Origin of the sequence: Janibacter endophyticus (assembly GCF_016888335.1) — a bacterium.
In the GTDB taxonomy this organism is placed as follows: domain Bacteria; phylum Actinomycetota; class Actinomycetes; order Actinomycetales; family Dermatophilaceae; genus Marihabitans; species Marihabitans endophyticum.
Genome location: NZ_JAFEJG010000004.1, coordinates 345,744 through 370,727, shown reverse-complemented (window position 1 = coordinate 370,727; position 24,984 = coordinate 345,744). Strand labels below are relative to the sequence as shown.

The window sequence follows — 24,984 nt, the reverse complement described above, 5'->3', positions numbered from 1 at the left end:
CGCAGCCTGGGCCTGTCTGGCCGGGGTGCGGGCCAGATCAGCCCGGCAGTGTGCGGCCCTGCGCGGGTCAGATCAGCGTGAGCAGGTCTGCGGTCCGACGATCCGGCGGAGCAACCCGACGCTGACGATGATCAACGCCAGCCCCGCACCGGTCCCCAGCGCCGGATCGAGCACCATGGCGGCGGCCAGCGGGGTGAGCGCGCTGACGAGGCCGCACTGCCCGCCGAAGGCGTCTCCCAGGCTCTGCCGCCGGCTGGGGATGTACGTCGTCAGGGTGAGTCCTCCGACGACGCCCGCGAGGACGAGCGTCGGGGAGAGACCTCGCCCGACCCAGCCGAGGAAACCGACGACGACCGGCACGAGGACGAGCGCGGCGAGCAGGCGCGTGCCGGTCCACCATGAGAGGGCGAGGGCGCGTGGCGCCGTCACCCGGATGCGCGTCGCCGGTCCGTCGGCGACGAGCCGGCGGATGTCGTCCAGGTCGCTGCTCATGACGGGGTCCCCTCGTCCGCTGTCGGGCGCCGGAGCCAGACGACGGCGTCACGGCCGCCGGAGAGCTCGAGCCGTCGCCACAGGACGCTGCCCGGCACGGCCTGGCTGACATGGGCGCGGATCGCCCGGAGCTGGGCCTCCCGGTCGACACCGAGGTAGGCGACCTCATCTGCCGGGCGGCCGACGAAGGGGACGCCCGTCTCCTCGACGAGCTGGCTGGCGAGCGGCTGGGCAAGGGTCCAGGCCAGGACCGGGCGGTCTTCCTCGGCGGCTGCGACGAGGGCGGCCTCGGTGGCGGCCACGTGGTCTGGGTGCCCGCTGATACCGGTCCGGTCCATGACGAGGTAGGACGTGCTGCCGTGCTCAGCGGCGGCGGAGCGGACGGCGTCGACGAGGTCGGCCTGGGGGACGTCGGCCAGTACCCCGTCGGGGTGGTCGAGCAGGGTGATCGAGCGAACCCCGAGGGCGTCGCCGGCCAGGCGCAGCTCCTCGGCGCGCACGAGCGCGAGTGCGGCACCGTCGGCGACCGTGTCGGTGCCGAGGGTCGAGGCCTCGCCCTGGGTCAGGCAGAGGACGTCGACGGTCGAGCCCCTCGCCACGAACCGGGCGATGATGCCGCCGAGCCCGAAGGACTCGTCGTCCGGGTGGGCGACGACCGCGAGGACCGTGCCCAGCTCGAGCGCAGGGGCGGTGGGGGTCGTCCTGTGCGGGCTCATGGGGGCCTCCTCGTCGTGTGCCTGGGGACCTGCACCTCGCGACGAGGATACCCCATGGGGTATGACTATCGATGCCCTCGCGGGCCGCGGGCTGGTCACCCCACCCGCGTGGTCAGCCCGCGATGAGCGAGGCCATCTTCTTCGCGATGAAGTCGGTGGCCCGGCGCGGGTTGATCCGCATCATGAGATCGAGGCCCTTGGCGTCCTTGCCGATGATGACGCGGTAGGCGCCGCTGCCGACGGCCTCGACGATCTGCTCGGCCGCAGCCTGCGGGGTGGTCAGCCGCGCAGCGGCCTTCTCCATGTCGCCGGCACCCATGCCCTCGCGGCTCGCCCCGGAATTGTCGGCGATGCCGGTCGCGACGCCACCGGGGAAGACCGCGGTCACCGCCACCGACGTCCCACGCATCTCGGCGTAGAGCCCCTCGGTGAGCAGCTTGACCGCAGCCTTGCTCGCGCCGTATACCGTCTGCCCCGGCACCGGCGTGAAGCCACCCATGCTCGAGACGTTGACGACGCACGCCTCGGGTCGCTCGCGGAGCAGCGGCAGGAACGCCGAGCACGTGTTGACCACGCCCCAGAAGTTCACGCCCATGACCTTCTCCATCTCCGCACGCGGCAGGTCGGCGAAGGGGACGAACCTCTGGATGATCCCGGCGACGTTGAGCAGCCCGTCGACCTGGCCGTGAAAGGCCACGACCTCGTCGGCCAGCGTGCGCACCGCATCCTCGTCGCTGACGTCGCACGCGTGCGTGCTCAGCCGGTCCGCTCCGGCCAGCGACCGCAGCCCCTCGAGGGCCTCCGCGCGCAGGTCGACGGCGGCGACCTTCCCCCCTTCGCCGAGCAGCCGGATGACGACCTCGCGGCCGATGCCGTTGCCCCCACCCGTGACGACGAAGACCCGGTCCTGGACCTGCATGACTCCTCCTCGATCGGCTGTCTCCAGCCTATGACGCCCGAAAAATCGGTCGCGTCCGGCCGACCCGACCGCCTACCGTCCCCCCTGACGAGATCAGCGGGACAGGCCGGGGTACCGGACCCACCCTGCGCGTCGTACCTCGTCACCGCCCTCGGGCACCGGCATCGGAGCTGTTCACTCCTGGGGTTCGAATCCCTGGTCTCTCAACTCGCCGGTGGCCGGCGACATCCGCGCAGGAGGACCCTGCGACCCGCTCGGTCAGGTCGACGAGGTGGGCTCCCGTCCCCCTTCGCCGTCGCCGGCCGCCGGTCCGCCGCGCCCACCACGACCCGACCCTCGAAGGAGGTCACCGACATGTCCATCCTCACCCGTACCATCACCGTCTCCCCCTGGCAGGTGGCCCTCGAGCGCTACCGCGGCCGGCCGACCGTCGTGCTCGACGCGGGGCGGCACAAGCGACCCCGGCGGGCGCAGCACGAGTACGTCGACATGCGGCGGCAGTCGGGTGTCCTTGCCGTGCAGGAGATCCCGACCGCCGACGCGCTGACGGTCAAGGTGTCCGTCGCGCACACGTGGCACGTCGGGGACGCCGTGGCCTTCGCCGAGCGGTCTGCCGAGCCGTGGGCCGAGGTGTACCTCGCGATCCAGGTCGCGCTGCGCGACGCCCTCACCGGACTGACCGCCGAGCACGTGGTCGCCCTGCCGCGGGTCGAGCTCGGCTCTCGCGTGCGGGCCGCGGTCGCCGGGGTGGCTACCGACGTCGGCATCATCGTCGACGAGGTCGTCGTCAAGGACGTCGTCCTGCCCGCGGAGATCCGTTCGGCGGCCGCCGAGGTCGCCGTCGGGCGCCACCGGGCCCAGGCACAGCTCGAGGCCGCCCGAGCGCAGACCGCGGCGCTGCGCTCGCTCGCCAACGGCGCGAAGCTGCTCGACGACCACCCTGCGCTGGCCCGGATGCGGCTCGTCGAGTCGCTACCCTTCGGCGCGGAGGTCAAGGTCGTCCTCGGCGACGCAGCCGACTGAGGGGCGAAGGGGGTGACCCACCGGGAACGCGTGGGTCACCCCCTTCGAGGCTCGCTGTCGCTCGCGCCTCAGGAAGCCGCCTCCGTCGTGCGCCATGATGTCTGTCACACGGGCGGCCGGTCAGGTCGCCCCCGTCATGGAGGCGATCACATGTCCGACGCGACCTCGACCCAGAGCTGGCCCCCGGCCGACCCGGCGGCTCGCCGCGAGATCCCGTCCAGCTCCACCCCGCTCGACCAGGCGAAGGTCGAGGCGCTGCTCGCGCAGGAGTGGGAGCGGTTCACCAAGGACACCCCCGAGTCCGGCGAGCACAACGCGCGCGCCAGCAAGTCGCTGCCGCTCGGCGTGACCTCGTCCTTCCAGCACTGGGACCCCTACCCGATCTCCATCACGAGCGCCCGCGGCGCCTACCTCACCGACGTCGACGGGCGGCAGCTGCTCGACCTGTCGATGGGCTTCGGCGCGATGCTCGTCGGCCACCTCAACCCCGTCGTCGTCGAGAAGGTCCAGCACGCCCTCGCCGAGGTTGGCACCCTCTTCGTCACCCCGTCGCCCACCGCGACCCGGGTCGCCGAGCGCTACCAGGAGCGTTTCGGGCTCGACATGCTCCGCTTCACCCAGTCGGGCACCGAGTCGCTCATGTACGCGGTTCGCGCAGCGCGGGCCTACACGCAGCGCAAGGCGATCATCAAGATCGAGGGTGGCTACCACGGCGGGTACGACGCGCTGTCCGTCTCGGTGAAGCCGGAGCTCGCCGACGCCGGTCCCGCCGACGCGCCGACGCCCGAGGTCCCCTTCGACGTCGAGGCCGGCACCGTCCACGTCGTGCCGTACAACGACCTGCCCTACCTCGAGAAGATGCTCGAGCAGCACGGGTCCGAGGTCGCTGCGGTCGTCATGGAGCCGGTGGTGGAGAACCTCGCGATCGTCCTGCCGGACGAGGGCTACCTCGCTGGTGTCCGTGCCGCCTGCGACAAGGCCGGCACGCTGCTGATCTTCGACGAGGTGAAGACCGGCCTGACCGCCGGCTACGGCGGTGCGTCGCAGCGGGTCGGCGTCAAGCCCGACCTCGTGACGCTCGCCAAGAGCATCGGCGGCGGGCTGCCACTCGCCGCCTTCGGCGGCACGGCCGAGGTCATGCAGGTCGTCGTCGACGGCCGGATGGCTCACTTCGGCACGTACAACGGCAACCCCCTCGTCATGGCGGCCGCCGAGGCCGTCGACGAGGTGTGCACGCACGAGGCACTCGATGCCGCCGAGGGGCTCAACACCGCGACCCTCGACCAGATCGACGTCGTCGTCCGCGAGCTCGAGCTGCCCGCGCACACCGTCGGCATGGGTCTCAAGGGCTGCGTCACCTGGTCGACCACCCCGGTGCGCAACTACCGCGACTACAAGGCGACCGACTTCCGGGTCGCCGAGCTGTCCTGGCTCTGGGGCGTCAACCGGGGCGTGCTCACCCCGCCCGGGCTCGACGAGCAGTGGCTCGTCTCGCTCGCGCACACGCAGGCCGACATGGACGCGCTCGTCGGTCACTTCCGCGAGCTCGGGAAGGCGCTGCGGGCGTGACCGCAGCTGGCGCCGACTTCACCGCGCTGCCCGTCGTCGACCTCTCCCGCTGGGACGACGACGGGCAGCGGGCAGCGCTCGCCGACGAGGTCCGCGAGATCTGCCACCACGTCGGCTTCTTCCAGCTCGTCGGCAGCGGGATCACCCCGGAGGACCGGCGCGCGTACTTCGCCGAGCTCGAGCGCTTCTTCGCGCTGCCCGACGAGGTCAAGGCGCAGATCGACAAGGCCCGGTCCCCGCACCTGCGCGGCTGGGAACGCCTCGGCACCGAGCTCACCGACAACCGCACCGACCACCGGGAGCAGGTCGACCTGCTCACCGAGCATCCGGCCGGTCCGCCCGACGCTGATCCGCCATACCTGCGGCTCGAGGGGCCGAACCAGTGGCTGCCCGAGGACGTCCTGCCCGGCTTCCGAGAGGCCGTCGAGGAGTTCATCGGGCGCCTTGAGAAGCTCGCCGCCCGCGTCATGGAGGTCCTCTCCGCGGCGCTGGGCCTGGACCCCGGCTTCCTCGAGGAGTACTTCGGCGAGCGGCCGATGTCCATGGTCAAGCTCATCCACTACCCGCAGACCCCGGCCGGCGAGGCCGGCGTCAACGCGCACCACGACACCGGCTTCCTCACCCTGCTCATGCAGCACGAGGTCGGCGGCCTCGAGGTGGAGAACGCGAAGGGGGAGTGGGTGCCGGTCCCGGTGCGGGACGACGCCTTCGTCGTGAACATCGGCGAGATGCTGCAGAGCCTCACCGGTCGCTACTTCGTCGCGACGAAGCACCGGGTCATCGCTCACGACGAGCGCTACTCCTCCGCCTACTTCGCCGGACCCGACCTACGGACCGAGCTCGTCCCCCTTCGCCTCGACCCGGCGTACGCCGAGGCCGTGACGGCCAGCCCACGGCACTCGGCTGCTGGCTTCATGGCGCGGCGTGACGAGCTGCTCGCCGGGCAGGGCGGGACCGGTTCGACGGGTGCGCAGACCTACGGCGAGCAGCTGTGGGAGTACTACCGCCGCTCCTACCCGGAGGCGCTGGAGGCGCACCACGGTCGGTAGCGCGAGACGGGCATGGTGCGCGGCCCCCGATGGCCTAGCCTCGCCCCGTGCAGGCGCTCCTCACCGGGCTGACGACAGGGCTGGCCCTCATCGTCGCCATCGGCGCGCAGAACGCCTTCGTCCTGCGGCAGGGGATCCGGCGCGAGCACATCGGGGTCGTCGTCGCGATCTGCGCGGTGAGCGACGCCCTGCTCATCGCGCTCGGGACGGCGGGGATCGGCACGATCGTGGAGCGGGCGCCGTGGCTGCTCGACGTGCTCCGCTGGGGCGGCGTGGCCTACCTCGTGTGGTTCGCCATCGGCTCGTTCCGCTCGGCCCTTCGACCGGAGGGGCTGCACGCCGGCGACTCTCCGAGGGCGGTGACGCTCGGGTCGGTGGCGCTCACGACGCTCTCGCTCACCTACCTCAACCCGCACGTCTACCTCGATACCGTGCTCATGCTCGGCAACGTCGCGAACCAGCACGGCGACGAGCGGTGGGTCGTCGCGGGCGGGGCGATGCTCGGGTCGGTCCTGTGGTTCTCCGCGCTCGGCCTCGGAGCCCGGGCGCTTGCCCGGCCGCTGGACAAGCCATCGACCTGGCGGGTCGTCGACGTTTTCGTCGGGGTCGTCATGCTGCTCGTCTCGCTCAAGCTCGCGCTCGGCGCCTGACGGATCCCCTCCGGACGTGTCGCCGTACCTGCCATGCTGCCCGCATGGCGTACGACGAGGTGCTCGCCGAGCGGGTCCGGGGGCTGCTGGCCGACGAGTCGGGTCTGACCGAGCGCGCCATGTTCGGCGGTCTGGGCTTCATGCTCGACGGTCACATGGCGGTGGCGGCCGGGAGCCGACGCAGCCTCATGGTGCGGGTGCCGGAGGAGGCAGACGTCGACCCCTTGCTGCGGCCCATGGAGATGCGCGGTCGGGTGATGAGCGGCTGGTACGAGACCGCCCCCGACGTCGACCTCACCGACGCCGAGCTGGCTCGGGTCGTCGCGCCGAGCGTCGCCTACGTCCGGACGCTGCCGCCGAAGGCCCCGAAGTAGAGATCGGCGAAGGGGGGTCAGTCCAGCGGGCCCGTCAGGTACCGCTGGAGGGTGGGCCCTGCGGCCGCGACGAGCCGGTCGACGTCTGCCGTGGCGATCGGCGGCAGCGCGACGACGTGTCGGGTCAGGAAGATGCCCGCCACCTGGCTTGCGAAGAGCCCGAGCCGCAGCTCGGCGTCGTCCTCCCCGATCCGCTCGCGCACGATCGGCAGGATGACCCCGGTCAGCAGGCTGCGGAAGAGCTCTTGCTCGTCGGCGACGACCGCCTGCCGGAAGCGGGCGACGACGGCGGTCCCGGCCGGAGAGTCCCACACCGTGATGATCGCTCGGAGCGCTGTCGCCCCGATCTCGTCGTGCGGGCAGGTGCGAAGGGGGCGTAGCACCTCCTGCGGGTCGGCCGGGAACTCGGTGGCGGCGAGGAAAAGACCCTGCTTGCTGCCGAAGTAGTGGCTGATGAGCGCCGGGTCGACACCGGCCCGCTCGCCGACCGCCCGCATCGTCGTGCGGTCGAAACCGGAGGCGCTGAAGAGCTCGCGGGCCGCGGCGAGGATGTCGTCCCGCGCCGTCGACTCGCCGGCCCGGCGCCCACGACCTGTATGCCGGTCGAGGTGCGAGGGACCAGCCTCCAGGCCACCCCCTTCGCCTCGGCTCATCGGGTCTGCCGCGGCATCGACAGCGCCGCCACGACGAGCGCCCCGACGGCGAAGAGGGCGAGCACCCCGACGTGCCGTAGGACGTCACCGGTCGGGTCGGACTGCGTCCCGATCGCCTGGAGCCCCTTGACGGCGTAGGTCATCGGGAGCGCGTCGGAGAGCCACTGGAGGACGGTCGGCATCCCGTCGCGCGGCGCGAGCAGGCCGCAGAGGAAGATCTGCGGGCCGATGACGAGGGGCATGAACTGCACGGCCTGGAACTCCGTGCGGGCGAAGGCGCTCGCGAGCAGCCCGGTCGCGACCCCGACGACGGAGCCGACGACGGCGACGAGCAGGACCCACGCCATCGGGCCGGCGGTGTCGACCCCGAGGAACCAGTGCGTGACCCCGACGAGCACGAGCCCCTGGACGAGCGCCGCGACGGCGAAGGCGGTCGCGTAGCCCACGACGAGGTCGGCCCGGTGCAGCGGGGTGGTGAGGAGGCGTTCGAGGGTGCCGGACGTGCGCTCGCGGAGCATGGCCACGCTCGTCACGAGGAACATCACGAGCATCGGGAGGATCCCGAGCATCGTCAGTGCGATCGGGGAGAAGCGCCGCTCGTCGTTGAAGACGAAGTAGAGCAGCGTGAGGAGCAGCGTCGGGACGACGACGATGAGCGCCATCGTCCGGTGGTCGGCGCGCAGCTGCTGGAGGATCCGGCGGGTGGTCGCGAGGTAGATGCGGGGTTTCATCGGGACTCTCCCTGGCGGATGAGGGTGAGGAAGGCGTCCTCGGGGGAGTCGGCGCCGGTCTGCTCGAGCAGCTGCGTCGGGGCGAGGTGGGCGAGGACCCGCCCGTCGCGCATGAGCAGTACCGAGTCGCACCGGTTCGCCTCGTCCATGACGTGGCTCGAGACGAGCAGGGTCACCCCGTCGTCGGCGAGCGTGCGCAGGTGAGCCCAGATCTCCTCGCGGGTCACCGGGTCGAGGCCGACGGTGGGCTCGTCGAGGACGAGCAGCCGGGGCGGGCCGACGAGGGCGCAGGCGAGGGATGCCCGGCTGGCCTGGCCGCCGCTGAGGGTGGAGACGCGGCGTCGGGCGAAGGGGGTGAGCCCGACGGTCTGGATCGCTCGGTCGGCGTCATCGGCCGAGAACCCTTGCAGCGCGGCGAAGTACGCCGCGTTGTCCCGGACGGTGAGGTCGCTGTAGACGCTGACCGCCTGGGTGACGTAGCCGATCTGGGGACGCAGCGCGGCGTCGGTGGGAGCGAGCCCGAGGACGGTGAGCTCGCCGGAGTCGATCCGCTGGACGCCGACCATCGAGCGCATGAGGGTCGTCTTGCCGCAGCCGGAGGGGCCCATGAGGCCGACGACCGCGCCGGCGGGGATGTCGAGGTCGATCCCGTGGAGGATCTCGGTGCCCCCACGGGAGACGGTCAGGCCGCGCGCGGCGACCGCGAATTCATCAGGCGATGAGTTCATCACGTGATGAAATATCCTCCGTCGTCCCCACCCCGTCAACCCCCCGCCACCAAGGTCAGGGCGTCAGCAGGAGCCGCAGGAGGGGGGCGGTGTCGTCGGGCATGGGCTCCCGCGGGTCGAGCCAGCGCACCTCCTCGATCTCGGCCGCGGGGGCGACGTCGGGAGTGGACTCCGCAGACAGGTGTGGGTGCGAGAAGACGGTCGCGATGAGTGGGCGCCCGGTCTCGTTGGCGGCAGCGGTCCGGTAGACGCCGGTGAGCTCGAGCAGCCGTGGGGCGAGGTCGAGCGCGAGCTCCTCGCGGACCTCGCGCAGCGCGCACGCCTCCGGTGACTCGCCGGGGTCGGGCTTGCCGCCAGGCTGCATGAAGGTCGAGGTCCCCCGCTTGCGGACGGTAAGCACCCGCCCATCGGCGTCCCGGAGGGTCACCGCGCTGACGACGATCGCGTCGCCGTGGTCGCGGGGCTGGTCGGTCGCCAGGGCGGCGTACATGAGGGAGTCGGTCCACTCGCCCTTGCTCCACCAGTCGCGTCGTCGCAGGCCTTCGCGCAGCATGCCGATCCGCGCGCACAGGCTGGCGGAGCCCACGTTGCGGGCGTCCATCTGGGCCTCGACGCGGTGCAGCCCGTACCGCTCGAAGGCGAGCTGCAGCACCGCCGCCGCGGCCTCCGTCGCGTACCCGTGGCCCTCCGCGTCCGGGTGGAAGACCCAGCCGATCTCCCCCTTCGCCCCGGTCTCGTCGGTGACCCAGAGCGCGACGTCGCCGATGACCCGGCCCTCGAGCTCGACGACGAGGGCGAGGGCGCGGGCGGGCGAGTCCAGGCCGGTCCGGGCGATCCGCTCGGCGAGCTTCGTGGAGGTGGTCGCCTCGTCCCACGGACCCTCGAGGAGGAAGCGGGCGACCTTCGGGTCGCCGTAGTACGAGAGGAGCGCGTCGCGGTCGCGCGGCTCGTGCAGCCGCAACGTCAGCCGCTCGGTGCGAAGGGGGAACGGCGGGGAGGACATCGCACCATCATCGCGGCTGGCGGGGGGATGGGTCCGAGGAGTCTGCCGGCTAGGTCGTCAGGGTCGACCGCGCAGTGCGTCGACGCCCGGTCCGGTGAGGTCGCCGGGCCGGGAGACCCGCCCGGTGACGAGGAGGAAGAGGTCGCGCATCGGTCCGCGGATCTCGGGGCCGTCCCCGGAGGCCCAGTGGTGGTCGGTGGCGACGAGCCGGTGCCCACGCCACGGGAGCTGCCGGAAGACCTTGGCGGTCCGGCCGCGGTACCCGGCGGCGTGGTCGGCGGCGAGGGCGAGGTCCGCGAGCGGGACCGCAGGGGTCTGCTCGAGGGGCAGGGCGATGTCGTGCAGGTGGGCGATGACGTCGACGAGCAGGTCCTCCACCCCGAGCCCGGGCATGGTGGCGCGCTCCCCGACGATCGCGCGCAGCTGTTCGACGATCTCGGCCGGCTCGCTCCGGCGGGCGAGGTCCCGCGCGGACTCGCGGATGAGCCGGTTCGTGGGACCGAGGTGCCGCACGGCGATCCGCGCGATCGCGCCGCGGCTCAGACCGATCATCGTGAGGTGGCCGGCGACGTCTCGCACGGTCCATCCGTCGCAGAGCGAAGGGGTGGACCAGGCGGGGGCATCGAGCCCGGTGAGGAGGTCGATCGTTGTAGAGCGGTGCGTGTCCACCGCGTCCCAGAGCTCGTCGCGTGCCATGACCGGCCTCCTCCTCCGCCAAGAATCATTAGTACGATGATAGGACTAATGCTTCTCGAGAGGAAGAGATCTCATGACGCGCGAGCTGCCGACGAGCCTGCTGCTCTTCATGGCCCACCGCGCGGCCGAGGACGAGATCTTCGCGGCCGTGGCGGCGGCGGGGCACGGCGGGATCACCCGCGCCCAGGGGCGGCTGCTCGCGGGGATCGACGAAGGCGGCACCCGGGTCGGTCTGCTTGCCGAGCGCGCCCGGGTCGCCAAGCAGACCGCCGTCTCGCTCGTCGACCACCTCGTCGCGGCCGGTTATGTCCAGCGGGTACCCGACCCCTCCGACGGCCGCGCCCGCCTCGTCCGGCTTACGGCTGAGGGGGAGAGCGTCCTGCCGGCGACGCGGGCCGGGGAGGAGTCCGTCGAGTCGGCCTGGCGTGACCTGCTCGGTGATCGCCGCCTGGGCGAGCTACGCACCTCTCTCGAGCGGATCCTCGCGGAGTCCCCGCCGTCGTGACCCCTGGCGCCTGCCCGGTGGCTCAGGTGCCGCAGAAGGTGACGTATCCCTGGGTGAAGCCCGGGTCGGCCGGCTCGGCGTAGCGCTCGAGGCTGGGCCGCTCGACGAAGGGGGCGCGCAGCACCGCGTCGAGGGCGTGGAAGGGCTCGAGGTTGCCGGCGTGCGCGGCGGCAATGGCCTCCTCGACGAGGTGGTTGCGGGGGATGTAGACCGGGTTGGTCTCGTCCATCGCGTCCGCGACGTCCTTGCGATCGCCGTGGTGGGTGACCCCACCACCATCCGTGCGGACGGCGTCGAGGGCAATCAGCCAACGGCCGAACCAGGCCTCCCAGCGCTCGCGGTCCGTGATGCCGTCCAGGGTCGGCGTCGGCTCCTCGCGGAGCGTTCGAGCGAGGTCGCGGAAGAGGCCGGTGAGGTCGAGCGCCTCGGCGGCGGCGATGTCGAGGAGGTCCTCCACCAGCGTTGCGTCCGCAGGGTTGTCCTCATGGGGCGGAACCGTGCGGACGGTGCGGAGCCCGAGCTTGGCCCGGAAGAGGTCCAGCCGCTGCGCGTCGTAGGTGGTCCGGAAGGACTCGACGACCTCCTGCGCCTGCTCGACGGCCGCGTCCGGCGGCCCCTCGACGAGCGGGACGAGGCACTCGGCCAGGCGGGCGAGGTCCCACATCGCCATCGCCGGCTGCGCCGAGTAGCGGTACCGGCCCGCGTGGTCGATCGAGCTGAACCACCGCTGCGGGTCGTACTGGTCGAGGAAGGCGCACGGCCCGTAGTCGATCGTCTCGCCGGAGAGGGTCATGTTGTCGCTGTTCATCACGCCGTGGATGAAGCCCAGCGACATCCACCGCGCGACGAGCCGCGCCTGCCGGCCGACGATCGCGACGAGCAGCGCCATCGGGTCGTCGGCGGGGACGTCGGGGTAGTGCCGGGCGCGGGTGTACTCCGTCGCCTCGGCGAGCTGCTCGCGCGAGCCCTGCGTCGCGAGGAGCACGAGGGTGCCGACCCGCAGGTGCGAGGCCGCGACCCGGGTGAGGACCCCGCCGGGCAGCGGGCGCTCGCGGAGCACCTGCTCGCCGGTCGCGACGGCCGCCAGCGACCGGGTCGTCGGCACCCCGGCGGCGTGCATGAAGGCGCTCACGAGGTACTCCCGGATCACCGGCCCGACGACCGCGCGCCCGTCACCGCCGCGGGAGAAGGGGGTGCGTCCCGACCCCTTGAGCGCGATGTCGCGCCGCCGGCCGTGGGTGTCGACGACCTCGCCAAGCAGGTGCGCGCGTCCGTCGCCGAGCAGCGGGCTGAGCTGGCCGAACTGGTGCCCCGCGTACCCCTGGGCGATCGGCTCGGACCCGGGGGCGACGGCGTTGCCGGCGAGGACCGCGAGACCTTCGGGGGTGCGCAGCTGGTCCGGGTCGAGGCCGAGCTCACGGGCGAGCTCGTCGTCGACGGCCAGGAGCGAAGGGGTGGCCACGGGCGCCGGGTCGATCCGCACCCCGAGCCACCCAAGCTCGCGGACGAAGGTGTTGTCCCAGTGCTCCTCGAACGCGTGCCAGCCCATCGCCCCACCCTCGCAGATGCAACACGGCCGAAACACGGTGGCGCCGAGCGAGAAACACGGTTCGCGCACGATCCCGGCATGGCCAGGACCCGTCGTGACCGCTCAGCCGCCATCGCGCGGATCGTCGTCTACCGCTGCCGGCGGGACGCCACGTTCCGGCTCGTCTGGCCGGAGCTGGATGCGCCCCTCGTGCACCCGTGCCCTACCTGTGGCGATCCCGCCCTGCGACTCATCGGTACCCGGCCGGACGTCATCTCCGCCTGAGTGGCCTCAGAGGTGCTCGTCGCTGCTGGGGCGGTGGGTGCGAGCGAGCTTGCGGTCGGTGAGGACGATCTGCACGCCGAGGGCGATCGCGGCGACCACGGCGATGGTGAAGAAGACCATCGCGATCGCGGGGAAGCCGAAGATCCGGGCGTCGGTCTCGACCCGCATCATCATCGCCGCACCGATGATCGTCGCGGCGATGATCAGCCCGAGGGTGAGCCGGTTCGCGACCCGTTGGAGCACGAGGTGCAGGCGCTGCTCGTCGATGGCGTCGACCTGGACCCTCAGCTCGCCCTGGGAGACCGCGTCGAGGATCCGGTTGGCCCGCTTGGGCAGCAGGGCGGTGAACTCCTTGGCCTCGATCGCCGCCGCGAGGATCCCGCCGGGCGAGGTCTTGAGCGAGGCCGCGAAGATCTCGCTGACGTTGTCGCGGATCGCCTCGGCCGGGGCGAAGGTCGGGTCGAGGTGCGCCGTCGCCTGATCGAGGTTGAGGAGCGCCTTGCCGATCATCGACATCTCGGCCGGGGGCCGCAGCCCGTGCAGGCCAGAGACCCGGGAGAGGTCGACGAGGACCCGGCCGGCCTCCATGTCGGCGCCGCTGGCCACCGCCTCGCTCACGAGGTGGGCGACGTCCTCGCGGAAGGACGCTGCGTCGTAGTCCTCGAGCGGGTGGCCCATCTCGGCGAGGACCTGCGCGCACTCCTCGCCGTCGCCGTCGCTGATCGCGAGGAGGAGCTTGACGACCTGGGTCTGCACGCGGTCCGGGACGGTGGCGATCATGCCGAGGTCGAGCAGAGCCAGCCGTCCGTCGTCGGTGACGAGGAGGTTGCCCGGATGCGGGTCGGCGTGGAGGACGCCGTCGTCGAGGATCATCCGCAGGTAGCAGCGGAAGAGCTGCTCGACGATGGGACGGGCCTCGATGTCCATGAGAGCGAGCGGCCCGAGGTCGGTGACCTTGCGTCCCTCGATGTGCTCCATCGTCAGGACCCGGCTCGTCGTCAGCTGGAGGAGCGGCTCGGGCACGACGAGCCGCTCGTAGTCACGGGTCAGCTCGACGAAGCGCAGGAGGTTCTTGGCCTCGCGCCGGTAGTCGAGCTCGCCGACGAGGGAGCGGCGGAACTGCCCGAGCAGCTGGTTCAGGCCGTAGGAGCGGCCTACGCTCGTGCGGCGGTCGGCGAGCTGGGTGACCTTGCCGAGCACCTCCATGTCGTCACGGATCGTGTCGCGGACGTCTGGCCGTTGGACCTTGACGACGACGTCGCGGCCGGTGCGGGTCGTGGCCCGGTGCACCTGCCCGAGCGAGGCGGCGGCGAGCGGCTCCTCGTCGAAGTCCGCGAAGATGTCCTTGATCCGGGCACCTAGCTCGGACTCGACGATCTCCCTGACCTCCTCGAAGGGGAATGGCTGGACGGTGTCCTGCAGACGGGTCAGTGCCTCGGTGTAGGCCGGCGGCAGCAGGTCGAAGCGGGTCGAGAGGAGCTGACCCATCTTGATGTAGGTCGGACCCATGGCCTCGAGGTCGGCGGCGAAGGCCTGCGCCGTCTTCTCCGAGCCGGCGTCGACGGCGTCGTCACCGATGGCGAACTCATCGAGCTGGGCGCCGGCGAGGAGATCGGTCCGCCCGTAGCGCAGGAGGAGCCGGACGAGGTCGGTGTAGCTGCTCATGGTCTCTTTCCTCAGACGTGACCGGAGAGCTGGGCCATCCGGGTCTCGAGCGCGACGAGGTGGCGCTCGCAGGGGGTGCCCTTCTTGGCCTTCGTGCCGTCGGGGGCGCACATCGGCAGGACGTCGATGGAGAGCTTGGCCCCGCCGGCCAGGGACCGGAGCTCGTCGAGCTTGGCGGCGAAGGGGGATCCGCTGCCGGGGGAGTAGTACCGGATGGCCTCGTCGAGCTCGTCCTCGAAGAGGTCGGACTTCGTCACGACGACGACGAGCCAGATCGGCTTGTCGCGGCGCACGGCCATCGAGGCGATGCGGTGCGCGGTGATCGACCAGTCGTCGAGCTCGGCCGCGAGCAGCTCCTCGCGGGTCGCGCTCGCGGCACCGGTGATGCCGGCGGTGCGGCGCGGTGTCGCGTGGCCGTAGGCGACGACGTGCAGGACACCGTCGACGGGCTCGTCGTGGAAGACCTCGTCGAGGGCCGACAGGCGGGTGGCCGCGTTGTCGCCCGGGACGACGCGGAAACGGAAGCCGCGCCCCTTCGTCGTCGTGCGGGTGCGCCGCTCCATCGTCGCCGAGCCGACGTCGTCGGTGCCGATCGTGGGGTTGCGGCGGGCGATGGTGTCGGCGAGCCGGGTCTTGCCGACCCCGGTCATGCCGGTGACCGCGATCGTCGGGAAGCGGCCGCGGAAGAGGTGGCTCAGCTGGTGCGGCGCGTTCGTCAGGGCGCCGAGGGCGCCACCGGCGAGGCTGGTCCCGATGGCCGCGCGGGCGGGGCCGGACAGGCTGGAGCCCACGGTGCGGCTCGTCGGTCGGCTCATCTGCGGGTCACCTCGGGATGGTTCGGCGGGGCGTTCGGTCCAACCTCATCACACCGCGCGGGGATTCCCGGCGCTCAGCGTGACCTCGGCGGCTGCGGATGCAGGATTGGGGACTCCGACGGCGCCGTGCCAGACTCGATCGGTGGTAAGGAAGGCGTCGTCTTCCGTTGTCCCGGAAGGAGACTCGTGAGTCTCAAGGTCTCGTCAGCCGATCTGCTCCACCTGCGCCCCTGGCGGCGGGCGGTGGAGGAGCCGCAGCACCCGAGCTACGCCCGTCACGTCGACGGCGAGTGGCAGACGGTGAGCGCCCGGGAGCACCTCACCGGGCTGGTCAAGACGGCCCGCGGGCTCATGGCGAGCGGGATCGAGGCGGGCGACCGGGTCGCGATCATGTGCCAGACCCGCTATGAGTGGATGCTCCTCGACGAGGCGATCTGGGCCGCCGGCGCCATCACCGTCCCCGTCTACCCGTCGTCGTCCGCGAGCCAGCTCGCGTGGATCGTGGAGAACTCCCGGGCGAAGGTCCTCGTCGTCGAGTCCGCCGAGCAGGCCGCCCTGGCCGAGGGGCTCGACGCTGAGGTGCTCGTCCTCGAGGACGGCGGGCTGCGGACCCTCGAGGAGCGCGGCTTCGACGTCGAGGACGCCGAGCTCGTCCGCCGGCGGGACGGCGTGACGATCGGCGCCCCCGCATCCATCGTCTACACCTCAGGGACCACCGGACGGCCGAAGGGGGTCGTCCTCACCCATCGCAACCTCGCCGCCGAGGTCGCCGGGCTCCTGGCCGCGCCCGTGGGGTCGGAGGCCGTGGAGGGTCGCCGGATGCTCATGTTCCTGCCGATGGCTCACGTGCTCGCCCGGGCGGTCGCCCACGCCGGCGCCCAGGGTGGGATGACGGTGGGCTTCTGGTCCGACTTCGGCACGCTGACGACGGCGCTGTCGAGCTTCCGGCCGCACGTCGTCCTCGGTGTGCCCCGGGTCTTCGAGAAGGTCCACGACGCGATCCGGACCAAGGCCCGGGAGGCCGGCCGCGCCCCGTCGGAGGTCTTCCGCCGGGGGTCCCAGGTCGCCCTCGAGTGGAGTCGCGACCTCGGGGGTGACGGGGTCGGCGACGCGCGCGTCCGCGGGCCGCGGCTGCGCGCCGAGCACGCGCTCTTCGACCGGCTGCTGTACTCCAAGATCCGCGAGGCCCTCGGCGGCGAGTGCCGCTACGCGATCAGCGGCGGCGGCGCGCTCGACCCGCGGCTCCAGCACTTCTTCCGAGGGGCGGGTGTGCCGATCTACGAGGGCTACGGGCTGACCGAGACCTCGGCGGCGATCACCGTCAACGGGCCCGGCCGGCAGCGCATCGGGACCGTCGGCCGGCCGCTCGACGGCAACGAGGTCCGCATCGCCGAGGACGGCGAGATCCAGCTGCGCGGGCTCGTCGTCATGGAGCGCTTCTGGGAGGACGAGGAGGCCACCGAGGCGGTCTTCGACCACGGCTGGCTCAAGACCGGCGACCTTGGGCGTCTCGACGAGGACGGCTACCTGACGATCAGCGGCCGGGCCAAGGAGATCATCGTCACCGCCGGCGGCAAGAACGTCGTGCCCGGGCCGCTCGAGGAGGAGCTGCGGGCTCACCCGCTCGTCGCCCACGCGATGATCGTCGGCGACGGCCGCCCCTTCGTCGCCGCGCTCGTCACCCTCGACCACGACGGTGTGCGCCGCTGGGCGGCCGACAAGGGGCGGGGCGACGTCGACCCGGCCGACCTCGTCGACGACGAGGCCCTCCGGGTCGAGCTGCAGCAGGTGATCGACGAGGCCAACCAGGCCGTCTCCCGGGCCGAAGGGGTCCGCCGCTTCGTCCTCCTCGCCGACGACTTCACCGAGGAGCGCGGCGAGCTCACCGCGACCCTCAAGCTCCGCCGGCACGTCATCGAGGAGACCCGCGGCGAGACGATGCGCGAGCTCTACGGCTGACCCGCCCCCGCCTCCACCTCCACCTCCACCACACCCCTTCGCAACGTCCGCCACCGTGGGCCTTACGTACCCACATCGGCGGACGTTGTGGACGCCTGGCTCGTAACGTCCGCCACCGTGGGGCCCGAGAGCCCACGGTGGCGGACGCAAGGGTCAGGGGCGGGCCGTGGCGAGGGCGACGATCGCGTCGTGCAGCCACCGGGCCAGGCCCGGCTCGCGGTCGTCGTAGTGCGCCGTGAAGCGCGGGTCCGCGAGGTACATCTGCGCGATCCCGACGTGCATCTGCGGCGAGCAGTCGTAGAAGACCTCGATGCTCTCCCGGTGCCGCCGCGCGATGTCCAGGCCCTCGGGAGAGGCGGGGTCGACCCCTTCGCGCAGGGCGGCGGCAGCCGCCGACTCCAGCGACTCGGCGTCCTCCTTGACGCGCTCCCAGTCGGCCTTCGTCATCCGGGCGGTGCGCTGCTGCGACTGCTGCCAGGCGTCTGTGTCGCCCCAGCGCTCCTGTGCCTCGGCCGGGTACTCCTCGCCGAAGCCGTCGCCGAAGATCCTCTTGATGTCGTCGGTGGTCGCGGGTCGGTCGTTCATCTCAGCCTCCAGTGCTTCGTCGATCGCGTCGACGAGGGCGGTCATCTGGGCCACCCTCGCCATGACCTCCGTGCGCTGCCGTCGCAGCTGCTCGACCCGGGTCGTCCCGTCGCCGTCGAGCATCGCGGCGACGTCCTCGAGCGCGAGCCCGAGCCGTCGGTAGACGACGATGCTCGCGAGACGCTCCAGATCGTTGCGCGTGTACAGCCGGTAGCCGGCCGGGCTGCGCTCCGACGGGGAGAGCAGCCCGATCTCGTCGTAGTGGTGCAGTGTGCGCACCGTGACGCCGAGCTCCTGCGCCACGGCGCCGACGGTCATCGGGTCATCCACGACCTCAGTGTGACGGCTGCGTGCGGTGGTCATGGGTCCACCGTGGCGCCTCACGTCGCGTGAGGGTCAAGCCGCAGGACCGAAGGGGGATGCGCGCCCGGGTCAGCGGCGGTAGGCCGTGGCGTGCCGGGGCTGGTAGATGAGGATCGGGTCGGTGCCCGGCACGTCGATCTCGAGCCCGAGACCGAAGCCCATGTCGGCCGGCTCGTCGTCGATCTCGGCGCCCCGCCCGCGCAGCTCGGCGACCGTCGCGGCGATGTCCTCGACCATGAGGCTCACCTGGTGGTGACGCGGCGCGACGAACTCCTCCCCGGCGTGCTCCCCCTTCGTCGGGTGGACGCCGAGCTCGCTCGGACCGGTGTCGAAGATCAGCCAGCCGGCCGGGTCGCCCTCGGACGCCACCTCGTCCTCGGTGGACGAGACGTCGGTCACGAAGGGGAGACCGAGAACGTCCTTGAAGAAGGCGCGGGTCGCCGTCGCGTCGTCGCTGTAGATGAGCGCGTGCACTGCGGTGATCACTCCTCGAACCTATCGGGCGCGCACGCCGGATGGGTGAGGATGGCGGCATGACCGGCCCTTCCCTGCCCGCCGCTGCCGACCTCGACCTGCGCGACCGCGTGCGACTGCTCTCCGGCGGGGCCGTGTGGCGCACCCAGGAGCTCGACGGCGTGCCCGCGGTGACGATGACCGACGGGCCGCACGGCCTGCGGGTCCAGCGAGGCAGCGGCGAGGACCACCTCGGGGTCGCGCCGAGCCTGCCGGCGACGTGCTTCCCGACCGCGGTGACCCTCGCGGCGACCTGGGACGAGGCGCTCGCCGAGGAGGTCGGGGCCGCCGTCGCCGAGGAGGCGCGCGAGCAGGGGGTCCACGTCGTCCTCGGGCCGGGCCTGAACATCAAGCGCCACCCGCTCGGCGGTCGCAGCTTCGAGTACCTCAGCGAGGACCCGCTGGTCTCCGGGCGGATGGCCGCGGCGCTCGTGCGCGGGCTGCAGTCCCGCGGGTCGGGGCGTCGGTGAAGCACTTCGCGGTGAACAACCAGGAGTCGCACCGCTTCGTCGTCGATGCCGTCGTCGACGAGCGCACGCTGCGCGAGATCTACCTCAGCGGCTTCGAGCACGTCGTGCGCACCGCACGGCCGTGGACGGTCATGTGCGCGTACAACTCCCTCGCCGGCGAGCTGTGCAGCGAGAACCGTCGCCTCCTCACCGGGATCCTCCGCGACGAGTGGGGCTTCGAGGGCCTCGTCGTGAGCGACTGGGGTGCCGTCGCGGACCGGGCGAAGGGGGTGGCCGCCGGCCTCGACCTCGAGATGCCCGGTGGGCACCGGCTCTCCGACCCGCAGGTCCTCGCGGCCGTCGCGGACGGGTCGGTGGCCGAGTCGGACGTGACGGCGAGCGCTCAGCGGGTGCTCGACCTCGTGGGTCGGGCGACGGGGATGGGTGGGCCCTCGCACCTCAGGGACCACGACGACGAGCACGACGCGCTGGCCCGTCGGGTCGCCGCCGAGGGGACGGTCCTCCTCGCCAACTCGGGGGTCCTCCCCCTTCGGCCGGAGACGACGGTGGCGCTCATCGGACCCTTCGCCGAGACGCCCCGCTACCAGGGCGCCGGCTCCTCCCTCGTCAACGCTCGGCGGGTGACGACCGCGCGAGCCGCCTTCGCGGACAAGGGGATCGACGTCCGGTACGCCCAGGGCTGCACCCCTGAAGCCGACCGCCGCTCGCCCCAGCTGCTTGCCGAGGCCGTCGCGACCGCCCGTGATGCCGACGTCGCCGTCGTCATGGTCGGTCTGCCGGGCCGCCACGAGTCCGAGGGGTTCGACCGCGAGGGCCTCGCCCTGCCGCCCGCCCACGACGAGCTCGTCCGGGCGGTCGCCGCCGCCAACCCGCTGACCGTCGTCGCGCTCTCCAACGGTGCGCCCGTGCTCATGCCGTGGCGCGAGGACGTCGCCGCGATCGTCGAGTCCTACCTCGGTGGCCAGGCCGGCGGAGGCGCCCTCGTCGACGTCCTCCTCGGTGACGTCGAGCCTGGCGGGCGGCTCGCCGAGAGCTTCCCGGCCGCGACCTCGGACGTCGCCGCCGACCCCTTCTTCCCCGGGCAGCCGCGGCAGGTCGAGCACCGGGAGGGACTCTTCGTCGGCTACCGGCACCACGTCTCTGGAGGTCCCGAGCCGGCCTTCCCCTTCGGCCACGGGCTGTCGTACACGCGGATCGAGCTGAGCGACGTCTCGGCGCCGACGACGGTCGGTGCCGGCGAGCCCCTGACCGTCGAGGTCACCGCGACCAACGTCGGCGACCGGCCCGGCTCCGAGGTCGTCCAGGTCTACCGCCGCGACCTCACCGGGCTCGTCCTGCGGCCCGAGCGCGAGCTCGTCGGCTTCGCCAAGGTCCGCCTCGAGCCGGGGGACTCCACGCGCGTGCGGGTCGAGCTCACCGACCGGGCCTTCGCCTACTGGGACGTCGACGAGGCGGGCTGGCGCACGCCCGAGGGTGAGCACGAGCTGCTCGTCGGACGCTCCAGCGTCGACATCGCCGGCGAGGCCCGGGTGCGGGTGACCGGCGGCGTGACAGCGGTCGGCCCCCGGACCGAGCGGGCCGACGCCCCACCGATCGCCGCCTCGGACGAGGCCTTCGCCGCCCGTCTCGGCGGGGCCGTCCCGACACCCACGCCCGTGCGCCCCTTCACCCGTGACTCGACCTTCGACGAGATCGCGACGACCCGGGTCGGGCGGGCCTTCCGCGACATCGTCCGCAAGGTCGCGGTCGGCCCCCAGATCGCCGCGGCCGAGCCGGGGATGGCCGACATGATCGAGCGCAACTTCGCCGAGCTGCCGCTGCGCGCGGCCGTCCGCATCGGCGCTGGCATGCTGCCGTGGCGGGTGGTCGACGGGGTCGTCCGGCTGGCCAACCTCACCCGACGTCGAGGGTGAGGTTCGTCTCCGAGACCGCCCAGGTGCCGACCGGCTCCCTTCGCCCTCGGTCGAACTAGGGTCGAGGACGTGAAACTCACCCACCAGCACGACGTCGACGCGTCCGTCGACCACATGTGGCGCGCCTTCACCGACCTCAAGCGGGTCGGGCGCTGCTTCCCCGGCGCGCATGTCAGCGAGGTGACCGGCGACGACTTCGTCGGCGCGCTCAAGGTCAAGCTCGGCCCCTTCGTCCTCACCTACGACGGCGTCGGCTCGATGACGAAGCAGGACGAGTCCGCCCGCGTCGCGCAGGTCAAGGCGACCGGCAAGGAACGGCACGGATTCGGCAAGGCCGACATCACGATCGACGTGCGGCTCACCGAGATCAGCGCCCAGCGGAGCAGTGTGCACATCACGACGACCCTCGACGTCAAGGGTGCGCCGACCAACCTCGGCGGCGGCATCGGGCAGCGCGCGTCCGACCCGCTCATCGAGCACTTCGTGATGTGCCTCTCCGGCCCGGCGTCCGCGAGCACCGGCGGCCCCGACGACGAGCCGCTCGACATCGGCCGCGCCGTCCTGCCCGGACTCGTCGCCTCGTACGGCCGCTCGATGATGCGCCTCGGCCGGAAGAAGCGCTGACGTGCGCGTCCTCGTCACCGGGGCCCGCGGCTACATCGGCTCGCGGCTCGTCCCTGCCCTGCTGGAGCGCGGTCACGAGGTCGTCGCCACCTCCTCCGACGGCACCGGCACGACGGCCTACCCGTGGCGCGACAACGTCGAGTGGCGGGCGATGGACGTCTTCGACCCGGAGCAGGTCCGGGCCGCGGTCGAGGGCATCGACGTGCTCGTCTACCTCATCCACGGCCTCGACGACCGCGACTACGTCTCGCGCGACGCGATCGCTGCCGCGAACGTCGCGCAGGCCGTCGACGACGCCGGCGTGGGGCACGTCGTCTACCTCTCGGGCCTCGTCCCCGACCTGCCCGACGCCGAGCTCTCCGACCACCTGCGCTCTCGGCTGCAGGTCGAGGACATCCTCACCCTGTCGTCGGCAACGACCCTGACGCTCCGTGCGGCCATCGTCATGGGGTCGGGCTCGGCGAGCTTCGAGGTGGTGCGGCAGGTGTCGCGGCGGATGCCCGGCATCCGACCTGTGCCGACCTGGATGCGCGACACCCTCGTCCAGCCGATCGCCGTCAGCGACGCCGTCGAGTACCTCGCGCTCGCGGTCGAGGCGACCGACGTCCACGGCTACCTCGACATCGGCGGTCCGGACGTCCTCAGCTACCCCGAGCTGCTCCGGGTCTACGCCGACGTCGTCGGCTACACCCGCATGCAGATCCCGCTGCCGTGGATGCCGCCCGAGCTCATGGGCCCGGTCGCCGGCGCGCTCACCGACGTCGACGACGCGACCGTCGAGGCGCTCGTGCACTCCCTGCACCACGACATGATCTGCCGCCACGACGCCCGCGAGGTGCTCGGCGAGCCCGGCCGCACCCTCGTCGGGGTGCGTGAGTCCATCACCCGAGGGGTCGTCCCCTTCGACCCCGACCACGACGGGGCCGCCGCCGGGGAGGACCCCCTTCGCCCGTCGGCCGGCGACCCGGCCTGGACCCGCTGACGGGGTCTCGTCCAAGGCCCGGTCAGACGTCGACGTCCGCCTCGAAGGTCGCGTTCACCTCGGCGCGCACCTCGAGCCGCCCCGGCCGGGGCTCGACGGTCTCGTGGTTGGCGCGCGCCGCGAAGCCAGCCTTGAGGGACATGGCCTCTACCTCCCCGCCCGGCCGGTCGAGCAGCCCGGGGTCGGCGATCGCGAGGCAGCGCACCCGTCCGGCGCCGGCCGCCTGCGCGACGACCCTGGCCCGCTCGTGCGCCGCGACGACCGCGCCGGCGGTCGCCTCGTCGCGCAACCTGCCCCGGGTCTCGTCGGTGAGCTCCCAGACGACTGGGTGCTGGGACAGCCCTGGCGTCGAGCCGTGCCGCGCGGCGAAGCCGGCGAGGACCTCCGGGTCACGGAAGACCGCGACGACCTCGGACCGTGCCGTGTGCTCCTCGGCCTGCGGTCGGCCCGACGGGTCGTGCGGCGTCCACGAGCTCGTCGCGACGGGTTGGACCTCCCAGGACTCCAGGTCGCCCTGGCCGTCGAGACCCCTGAGGTCGGCGGTGATGGCCTGCACGGTCGCGACCGTCTCGTCGTAGACCTGCGCCGCCTCTGCTCCCGACCGGCTGACCTCGAGCCGGAGCCGACCGACCTCGGGCTCGTGCGACGCGACGTGGGTGCCGATGACCGTGATCCGCATGGCACCAACGTAACGGCGAGCGGGGACCGCCGTAGGGTCGAAGGGTGAGTCGTCACCCCCTTCGCCCGCTGACGCGTCGGCTGGTCTACCCGGCCCCGGTGTGGGACCGGGTCGCCGTCGGCGACGATCTCGTCGAGACCGCGGACGGGCACGCACTGCTTCACCGCCCGGGTCCCGCTGACGGGTGGACCGTCGTCTACTGCCACGGCAACGGCAGCGACCTCGGGACCGTCGCGCCGCTGGCCGACCTCTTCGAGCGCGAAGGGGTGGGCTTCGCGGCCGTGGAGTACCCCGGCTACGGGCCGGTCCGTGGGCGGCTGCACGAGGCGGGCCTCGTCGAGGCGGCGGCCGCGGGTGTGGCCGAGCTGCGGCGAAGGGGTGTGCCGCAGGCGCGCACCGTGCTCGTCGGTGAGTCGCTCGGCAGCGCGGTCGCGGCCCGGCTCGCCGTGGACGGGGCCGGGGCGGGGCTCGTCCTCGTCTCGCCCTTCACGTCGATGACGGCGATGTTCCGGACCTTCGTGCCGAAGCTGCCCGCCTTCGTCGTGCCGGACCGCTTCGACACCGAGTCCGTCGCCGAGCAGATCGAGGTGCCGACGCTGCTGCTCCACGGCTCCGAGGACACCCTCGTGCCGCCCGCGATGAGCGAGGCCCTCGGCGGGCTCATCGAAGGGTCGCGGCGGGTCGTCGTCGAGGGACGCGGCCACAACACGCTGTGGGAGGCACCGAGCCAGGTGCTGCGCGTGGTCGTGGGGTTCGTGCGGGAGCTCGCGGACTGACGGAGGGGTCGAGGCTGCTCACACGGCACGGAGCACGGGTCGATGGCGGTCGCCGATGCGCGGGCTGGTGCCGAAGGAGTCCCCGGAGCTGGCTGCCCACCCATGTGGTGTGACGACGTAGACCTCGCCGTTGAAGCTGCTCATGAAGTGGTTCGAGTCGGCTCTCCCGCTCGTCGCGAGGACAACGAGCTGCACGAGACGGTCGTCGTGCCTGGCGCCGACCCGTGGTGGACGCGGACGAACATCCTCATCGAGAACGACTACGTGGACCGGATCATGAGCCGCTACGGCCTGGTGACGAAGACCGAGGCGGTCGATCTCGCCCTGCGACACCTCGCGGGTGACCCGATGACGCTCGACGAGGCGCTCGCCATGCGCGGAGCGCACGCGATCGACGACCTCCCGGCCGAGACACCGCCACCCGGAACACGATTCGTTCCCCGGAGCGGGAACGAGAGCTGCGCCGTCTCCTGGACCGGTTCCCGCTCCTGACCTTCGACGCAGCTGCGGACTTCGATGCCGCGGTGTCGATCTACCGCCCCAGCCGCCGGCACGGCGTGGCGCCGCGCGGACTCATCGACTGCCTCATCGCGGCGGTGGCGCTACGGCACGCCGCCGAGTGCCTGTCGCAGGACCGCGACCTCGCTCGGCTCGCCGAGGTGGTCCGGCCGCGGCTCCACCCGGCGTCGCTCGGGCGGTGATCGTGACGCCCTGACGGA

The 24,984-nt window shown here is 72.4% G+C and carries 28 protein-coding genes and 1 pseudogene; 14 read left to right on the top strand and 15 right to left on the bottom strand.

The annotated features are described in order from the left end of the window. Positions 1 to 72: 72 nt before the first annotated feature. The 3 genes from JNO54_RS01820 to JNO54_RS01810 all read right to left on the bottom strand — a co-directional run bounded on the left by JNO54_RS01820 (position 73) and on the right by JNO54_RS01810 (position 2,127). On the bottom strand, positions 73 to 492 hold the full coding sequence (locus tag JNO54_RS01820; protein WP_204142355.1) for a hypothetical protein: 420 nt from the start codon (positions 490 to 492) through the stop codon (positions 73 to 75). Next, complete coding sequence (locus tag JNO54_RS01815; protein ID WP_204142354.1) at positions 489 to 1,208, bottom strand: PIG-L deacetylase family protein; 720 nt, start codon at positions 1,206 to 1,208, stop codon at positions 489 to 491. Before JNO54_RS01815 ends, JNO54_RS01820 begins: the two co-directional genes overlap by 4 nt. A gap of 112 nt (positions 1,209 to 1,320) precedes the next feature. After that, a complete protein-coding gene (locus JNO54_RS01810) occupies positions 1,321 to 2,127 on the bottom strand; it encodes an SDR family NAD(P)-dependent oxidoreductase (RefSeq protein ID WP_204142353.1) in 807 nt (268 codons plus the stop codon). A gap of 354 nt (positions 2,128 to 2,481) precedes the next feature. Between JNO54_RS01810 and JNO54_RS01805 the strand changes: the two genes are divergently transcribed. The 5 genes from JNO54_RS01805 (at position 2,482) to JNO54_RS01785 (ending at position 6,792) form a co-directional block, all read left to right on the top strand. Then, complete coding sequence (locus JNO54_RS01805; protein WP_204142352.1) at positions 2,482 to 3,150, top strand: SPFH domain-containing protein; 669 nt, start codon at positions 2,482 to 2,484, stop codon at positions 3,148 to 3,150. A 150-nt stretch (positions 3,151 to 3,300) separates the two neighbouring features. Beyond that, positions 3,301 to 4,719 (top strand): aspartate aminotransferase family protein, encoded by a 1,419-nt coding sequence (locus JNO54_RS01800; protein WP_204142351.1) that lies wholly within the window; start codon positions 3,301 to 3,303, stop codon positions 4,717 to 4,719. Next, positions 4,716 to 5,768, top strand: coding sequence for an isopenicillin N synthase family dioxygenase (locus tag JNO54_RS01795; protein WP_204142350.1), 1,053 nt, complete (start codon positions 4,716 to 4,718; stop codon positions 5,766 to 5,768). Before JNO54_RS01800 ends, JNO54_RS01795 begins: the two co-directional genes overlap by 4 nt. Positions 5,769 to 5,815: 47 nt before the next feature. Beyond that, positions 5,816 to 6,418 carry a LysE/ArgO family amino acid transporter gene (locus JNO54_RS01790; RefSeq protein WP_307818005.1) on the top strand — a complete coding sequence of 201 codons (603 nt, stop codon included), beginning with the start codon at positions 5,816 to 5,818 and terminating at the stop codon, positions 6,416 to 6,418. 44 nt (positions 6,419 to 6,462) lie between these two features. Continuing rightward, positions 6,463 to 6,792, top strand: coding sequence for a TfoX/Sxy family protein (locus JNO54_RS01785; RefSeq protein ID WP_204142349.1), 330 nt, complete (start codon positions 6,463 to 6,465; stop codon positions 6,790 to 6,792). Positions 6,793 to 6,809: 17 nt separating this feature from the next. Here the strand turns inward: JNO54_RS01785 and JNO54_RS01780 are convergent, their stop codons facing one another. From JNO54_RS01780 to JNO54_RS01755, 5 genes are read right to left on the bottom strand one after another with little or no spacing between them, the layout of a single operon-like run. Then, entirely contained in the window at positions 6,810 to 7,445 is a 636-nt protein-coding gene (locus JNO54_RS01780; RefSeq protein ID WP_204142348.1) for a TetR/AcrR family transcriptional regulator, read from the bottom strand. Then, the gene (locus JNO54_RS01775) at positions 7,442 to 8,176 is read right to left on the bottom strand and encodes an ABC transporter permease (RefSeq protein WP_204142347.1); all 735 of its coding nucleotides are present in this window, start codon (positions 8,174 to 8,176) and stop codon (positions 7,442 to 7,444) included. Before JNO54_RS01775 ends, JNO54_RS01780 begins: the two co-directional genes overlap by 4 nt. Further along, entirely contained in the window at positions 8,173 to 8,904 is a 732-nt protein-coding gene (locus tag JNO54_RS01770) for an ABC transporter ATP-binding protein (RefSeq protein ID WP_233703146.1), read from the bottom strand. Before JNO54_RS01770 ends, JNO54_RS01775 begins: the two co-directional genes overlap by 4 nt. 55 nt (positions 8,905 to 8,959) lie before the next feature. Then, positions 8,960 to 9,907, bottom strand: coding sequence for a GNAT family N-acetyltransferase (locus JNO54_RS14875; protein WP_307818004.1), 948 nt, complete (start codon positions 9,905 to 9,907; stop codon positions 8,960 to 8,962). 57 nt (positions 9,908 to 9,964) lie between these two features. Continuing rightward, positions 9,965 to 10,603, bottom strand: a complete 639-nt coding sequence (locus JNO54_RS01755; protein ID WP_204142345.1) for a maleylpyruvate isomerase family mycothiol-dependent enzyme — start codon at positions 10,601 to 10,603, stop codon at positions 9,965 to 9,967. A 73-nt stretch (positions 10,604 to 10,676) separates the two neighbouring features. On the opposite strand from JNO54_RS01755, the gene JNO54_RS01750 reads away from it, so the two are divergent. Continuing rightward, positions 10,677 to 11,108 carry a MarR family winged helix-turn-helix transcriptional regulator gene (locus JNO54_RS01750; RefSeq protein WP_233703145.1) on the top strand — a complete coding sequence of 144 codons (432 nt, stop codon included), beginning with the start codon at positions 10,677 to 10,679 and terminating at the stop codon, positions 11,106 to 11,108. A 22-nt stretch (positions 11,109 to 11,130) separates the two neighbouring features. Here JNO54_RS01750 and JNO54_RS01745 read toward each other — a convergent pair whose 3' ends face one another. The 3 genes from JNO54_RS01745 to JNO54_RS01735 form a co-directional block, all read right to left on the bottom strand. Then, complete coding sequence (locus JNO54_RS01745; protein WP_204142344.1) at positions 11,131 to 12,657, bottom strand: protein adenylyltransferase SelO; 1,527 nt, start codon at positions 12,655 to 12,657, stop codon at positions 11,131 to 11,133. 270 nt (positions 12,658 to 12,927) lie between these two features. Beyond that, complete coding sequence (locus JNO54_RS01740) at positions 12,928 to 14,586, bottom strand: ABC1 kinase family protein (RefSeq protein WP_204142343.1); 1,659 nt, start codon at positions 14,584 to 14,586, stop codon at positions 12,928 to 12,930. Between the two features lie 11 nt (positions 14,587 to 14,597). Continuing rightward, the gene (locus JNO54_RS01735; RefSeq protein ID WP_204142342.1) at positions 14,598 to 15,401 is read right to left on the bottom strand and encodes a GTPase domain-containing protein; all 804 of its coding nucleotides are present in this window, start codon (positions 15,399 to 15,401) and stop codon (positions 14,598 to 14,600) included. Between the two features lie 186 nt (positions 15,402 to 15,587). Here JNO54_RS01735 and JNO54_RS01730 point away from each other — a divergent pair, with 186 nt between their 5' ends. Beyond that, complete coding sequence (locus JNO54_RS01730) at positions 15,588 to 17,360, top strand: AMP-dependent synthetase/ligase (RefSeq protein WP_204142341.1); 1,773 nt, start codon at positions 15,588 to 15,590, stop codon at positions 17,358 to 17,360. Positions 17,361 to 17,513: 153 nt separating this feature from the next. Here the strand turns inward: JNO54_RS01730 and JNO54_RS01725 are convergent, their stop codons facing one another. Continuing rightward, positions 17,514 to 18,308, bottom strand: a complete 795-nt coding sequence (locus tag JNO54_RS01725; RefSeq protein ID WP_204142340.1) for a MerR family transcriptional regulator — start codon at positions 18,306 to 18,308, stop codon at positions 17,514 to 17,516. Between the two features lie 69 nt (positions 18,309 to 18,377). Continuing rightward, a complete protein-coding gene (locus JNO54_RS01720; RefSeq protein ID WP_204142339.1) occupies positions 18,378 to 18,794 on the bottom strand; it encodes a VOC family protein in 417 nt (138 codons plus the stop codon). 29 nt (positions 18,795 to 18,823) lie between these two features. On the opposite strand from JNO54_RS01720, the pseudogene JNO54_RS14310 reads away from it, so the two are divergent. The 4 genes and pseudogenes from JNO54_RS14310 to JNO54_RS01700 all read left to right on the top strand — a co-directional run. After that, positions 18,824 to 19,629: pseudogene (locus JNO54_RS14310) on the top strand (glycoside hydrolase family 3 N-terminal domain-containing protein); the annotation flags it as partial. Positions 19,630 to 19,710: 81 nt separating this feature from the next. After that, positions 19,711 to 21,204, top strand: a complete 1,494-nt coding sequence (locus JNO54_RS01710) for a glycoside hydrolase family 3 C-terminal domain-containing protein (RefSeq protein WP_233703325.1) — start codon at positions 19,711 to 19,713, stop codon at positions 21,202 to 21,204. Positions 21,205 to 21,273: 69 nt separating this feature from the next. Continuing rightward, entirely contained in the window at positions 21,274 to 21,828 is a 555-nt protein-coding gene (locus JNO54_RS01705) for an SRPBCC domain-containing protein (protein WP_204142336.1), read from the top strand. A gap of 1 nt (position 21,829) precedes the next feature. Continuing rightward, positions 21,830 to 22,810: an NAD(P)H-binding protein gene (locus tag JNO54_RS01700; RefSeq protein WP_204142335.1), complete on the top strand. Its 981-nt coding sequence runs from the start codon at positions 21,830 to 21,832 to the stop codon at positions 22,808 to 22,810. A gap of 22 nt (positions 22,811 to 22,832) precedes the next feature. Here JNO54_RS01700 and JNO54_RS01695 read toward each other — a convergent pair whose 3' ends face one another. Continuing rightward, the gene (locus JNO54_RS01695; protein WP_204142334.1) at positions 22,833 to 23,489 is read right to left on the bottom strand and encodes an SIMPL domain-containing protein; all 657 of its coding nucleotides are present in this window, start codon (positions 23,487 to 23,489) and stop codon (positions 22,833 to 22,835) included. Between the two features lie 44 nt (positions 23,490 to 23,533). On the opposite strand from JNO54_RS01695, the gene JNO54_RS01690 reads away from it, so the two are divergent. After that, a complete protein-coding gene (locus tag JNO54_RS01690; protein ID WP_204142333.1) occupies positions 23,534 to 24,265 on the top strand; it encodes an alpha/beta hydrolase in 732 nt (243 codons plus the stop codon). Positions 24,266 to 24,283: 18 nt separating this feature from the next. On the opposite strand, the gene JNO54_RS14695 is transcribed toward JNO54_RS01690, so the two are convergent. Beyond that, the gene (locus tag JNO54_RS14695) at positions 24,284 to 24,409 is read right to left on the bottom strand and encodes a hypothetical protein (RefSeq protein WP_267911350.1); all 126 of its coding nucleotides are present in this window, start codon (positions 24,407 to 24,409) and stop codon (positions 24,284 to 24,286) included. Positions 24,410 to 24,412: 3 nt separating this feature from the next. Between JNO54_RS14695 and JNO54_RS14690 the strand changes: the two genes are divergently transcribed. After that, on the top strand, positions 24,413 to 24,757 hold the full coding sequence (locus tag JNO54_RS14690; protein WP_307818003.1) for a type II toxin-antitoxin system VapB family antitoxin: 345 nt from the start codon (positions 24,413 to 24,415) through the stop codon (positions 24,755 to 24,757). Then, positions 24,697 to 24,966: a PIN domain-containing protein gene (locus tag JNO54_RS01680; RefSeq protein WP_204144489.1), complete on the top strand. Its 270-nt coding sequence runs from the start codon at positions 24,697 to 24,699 to the stop codon at positions 24,964 to 24,966. The genes JNO54_RS14690 and JNO54_RS01680 overlap by 61 nt, the downstream gene beginning before the upstream one ends. Positions 24,967 to 24,984: the final 18 nt, after the last annotated feature.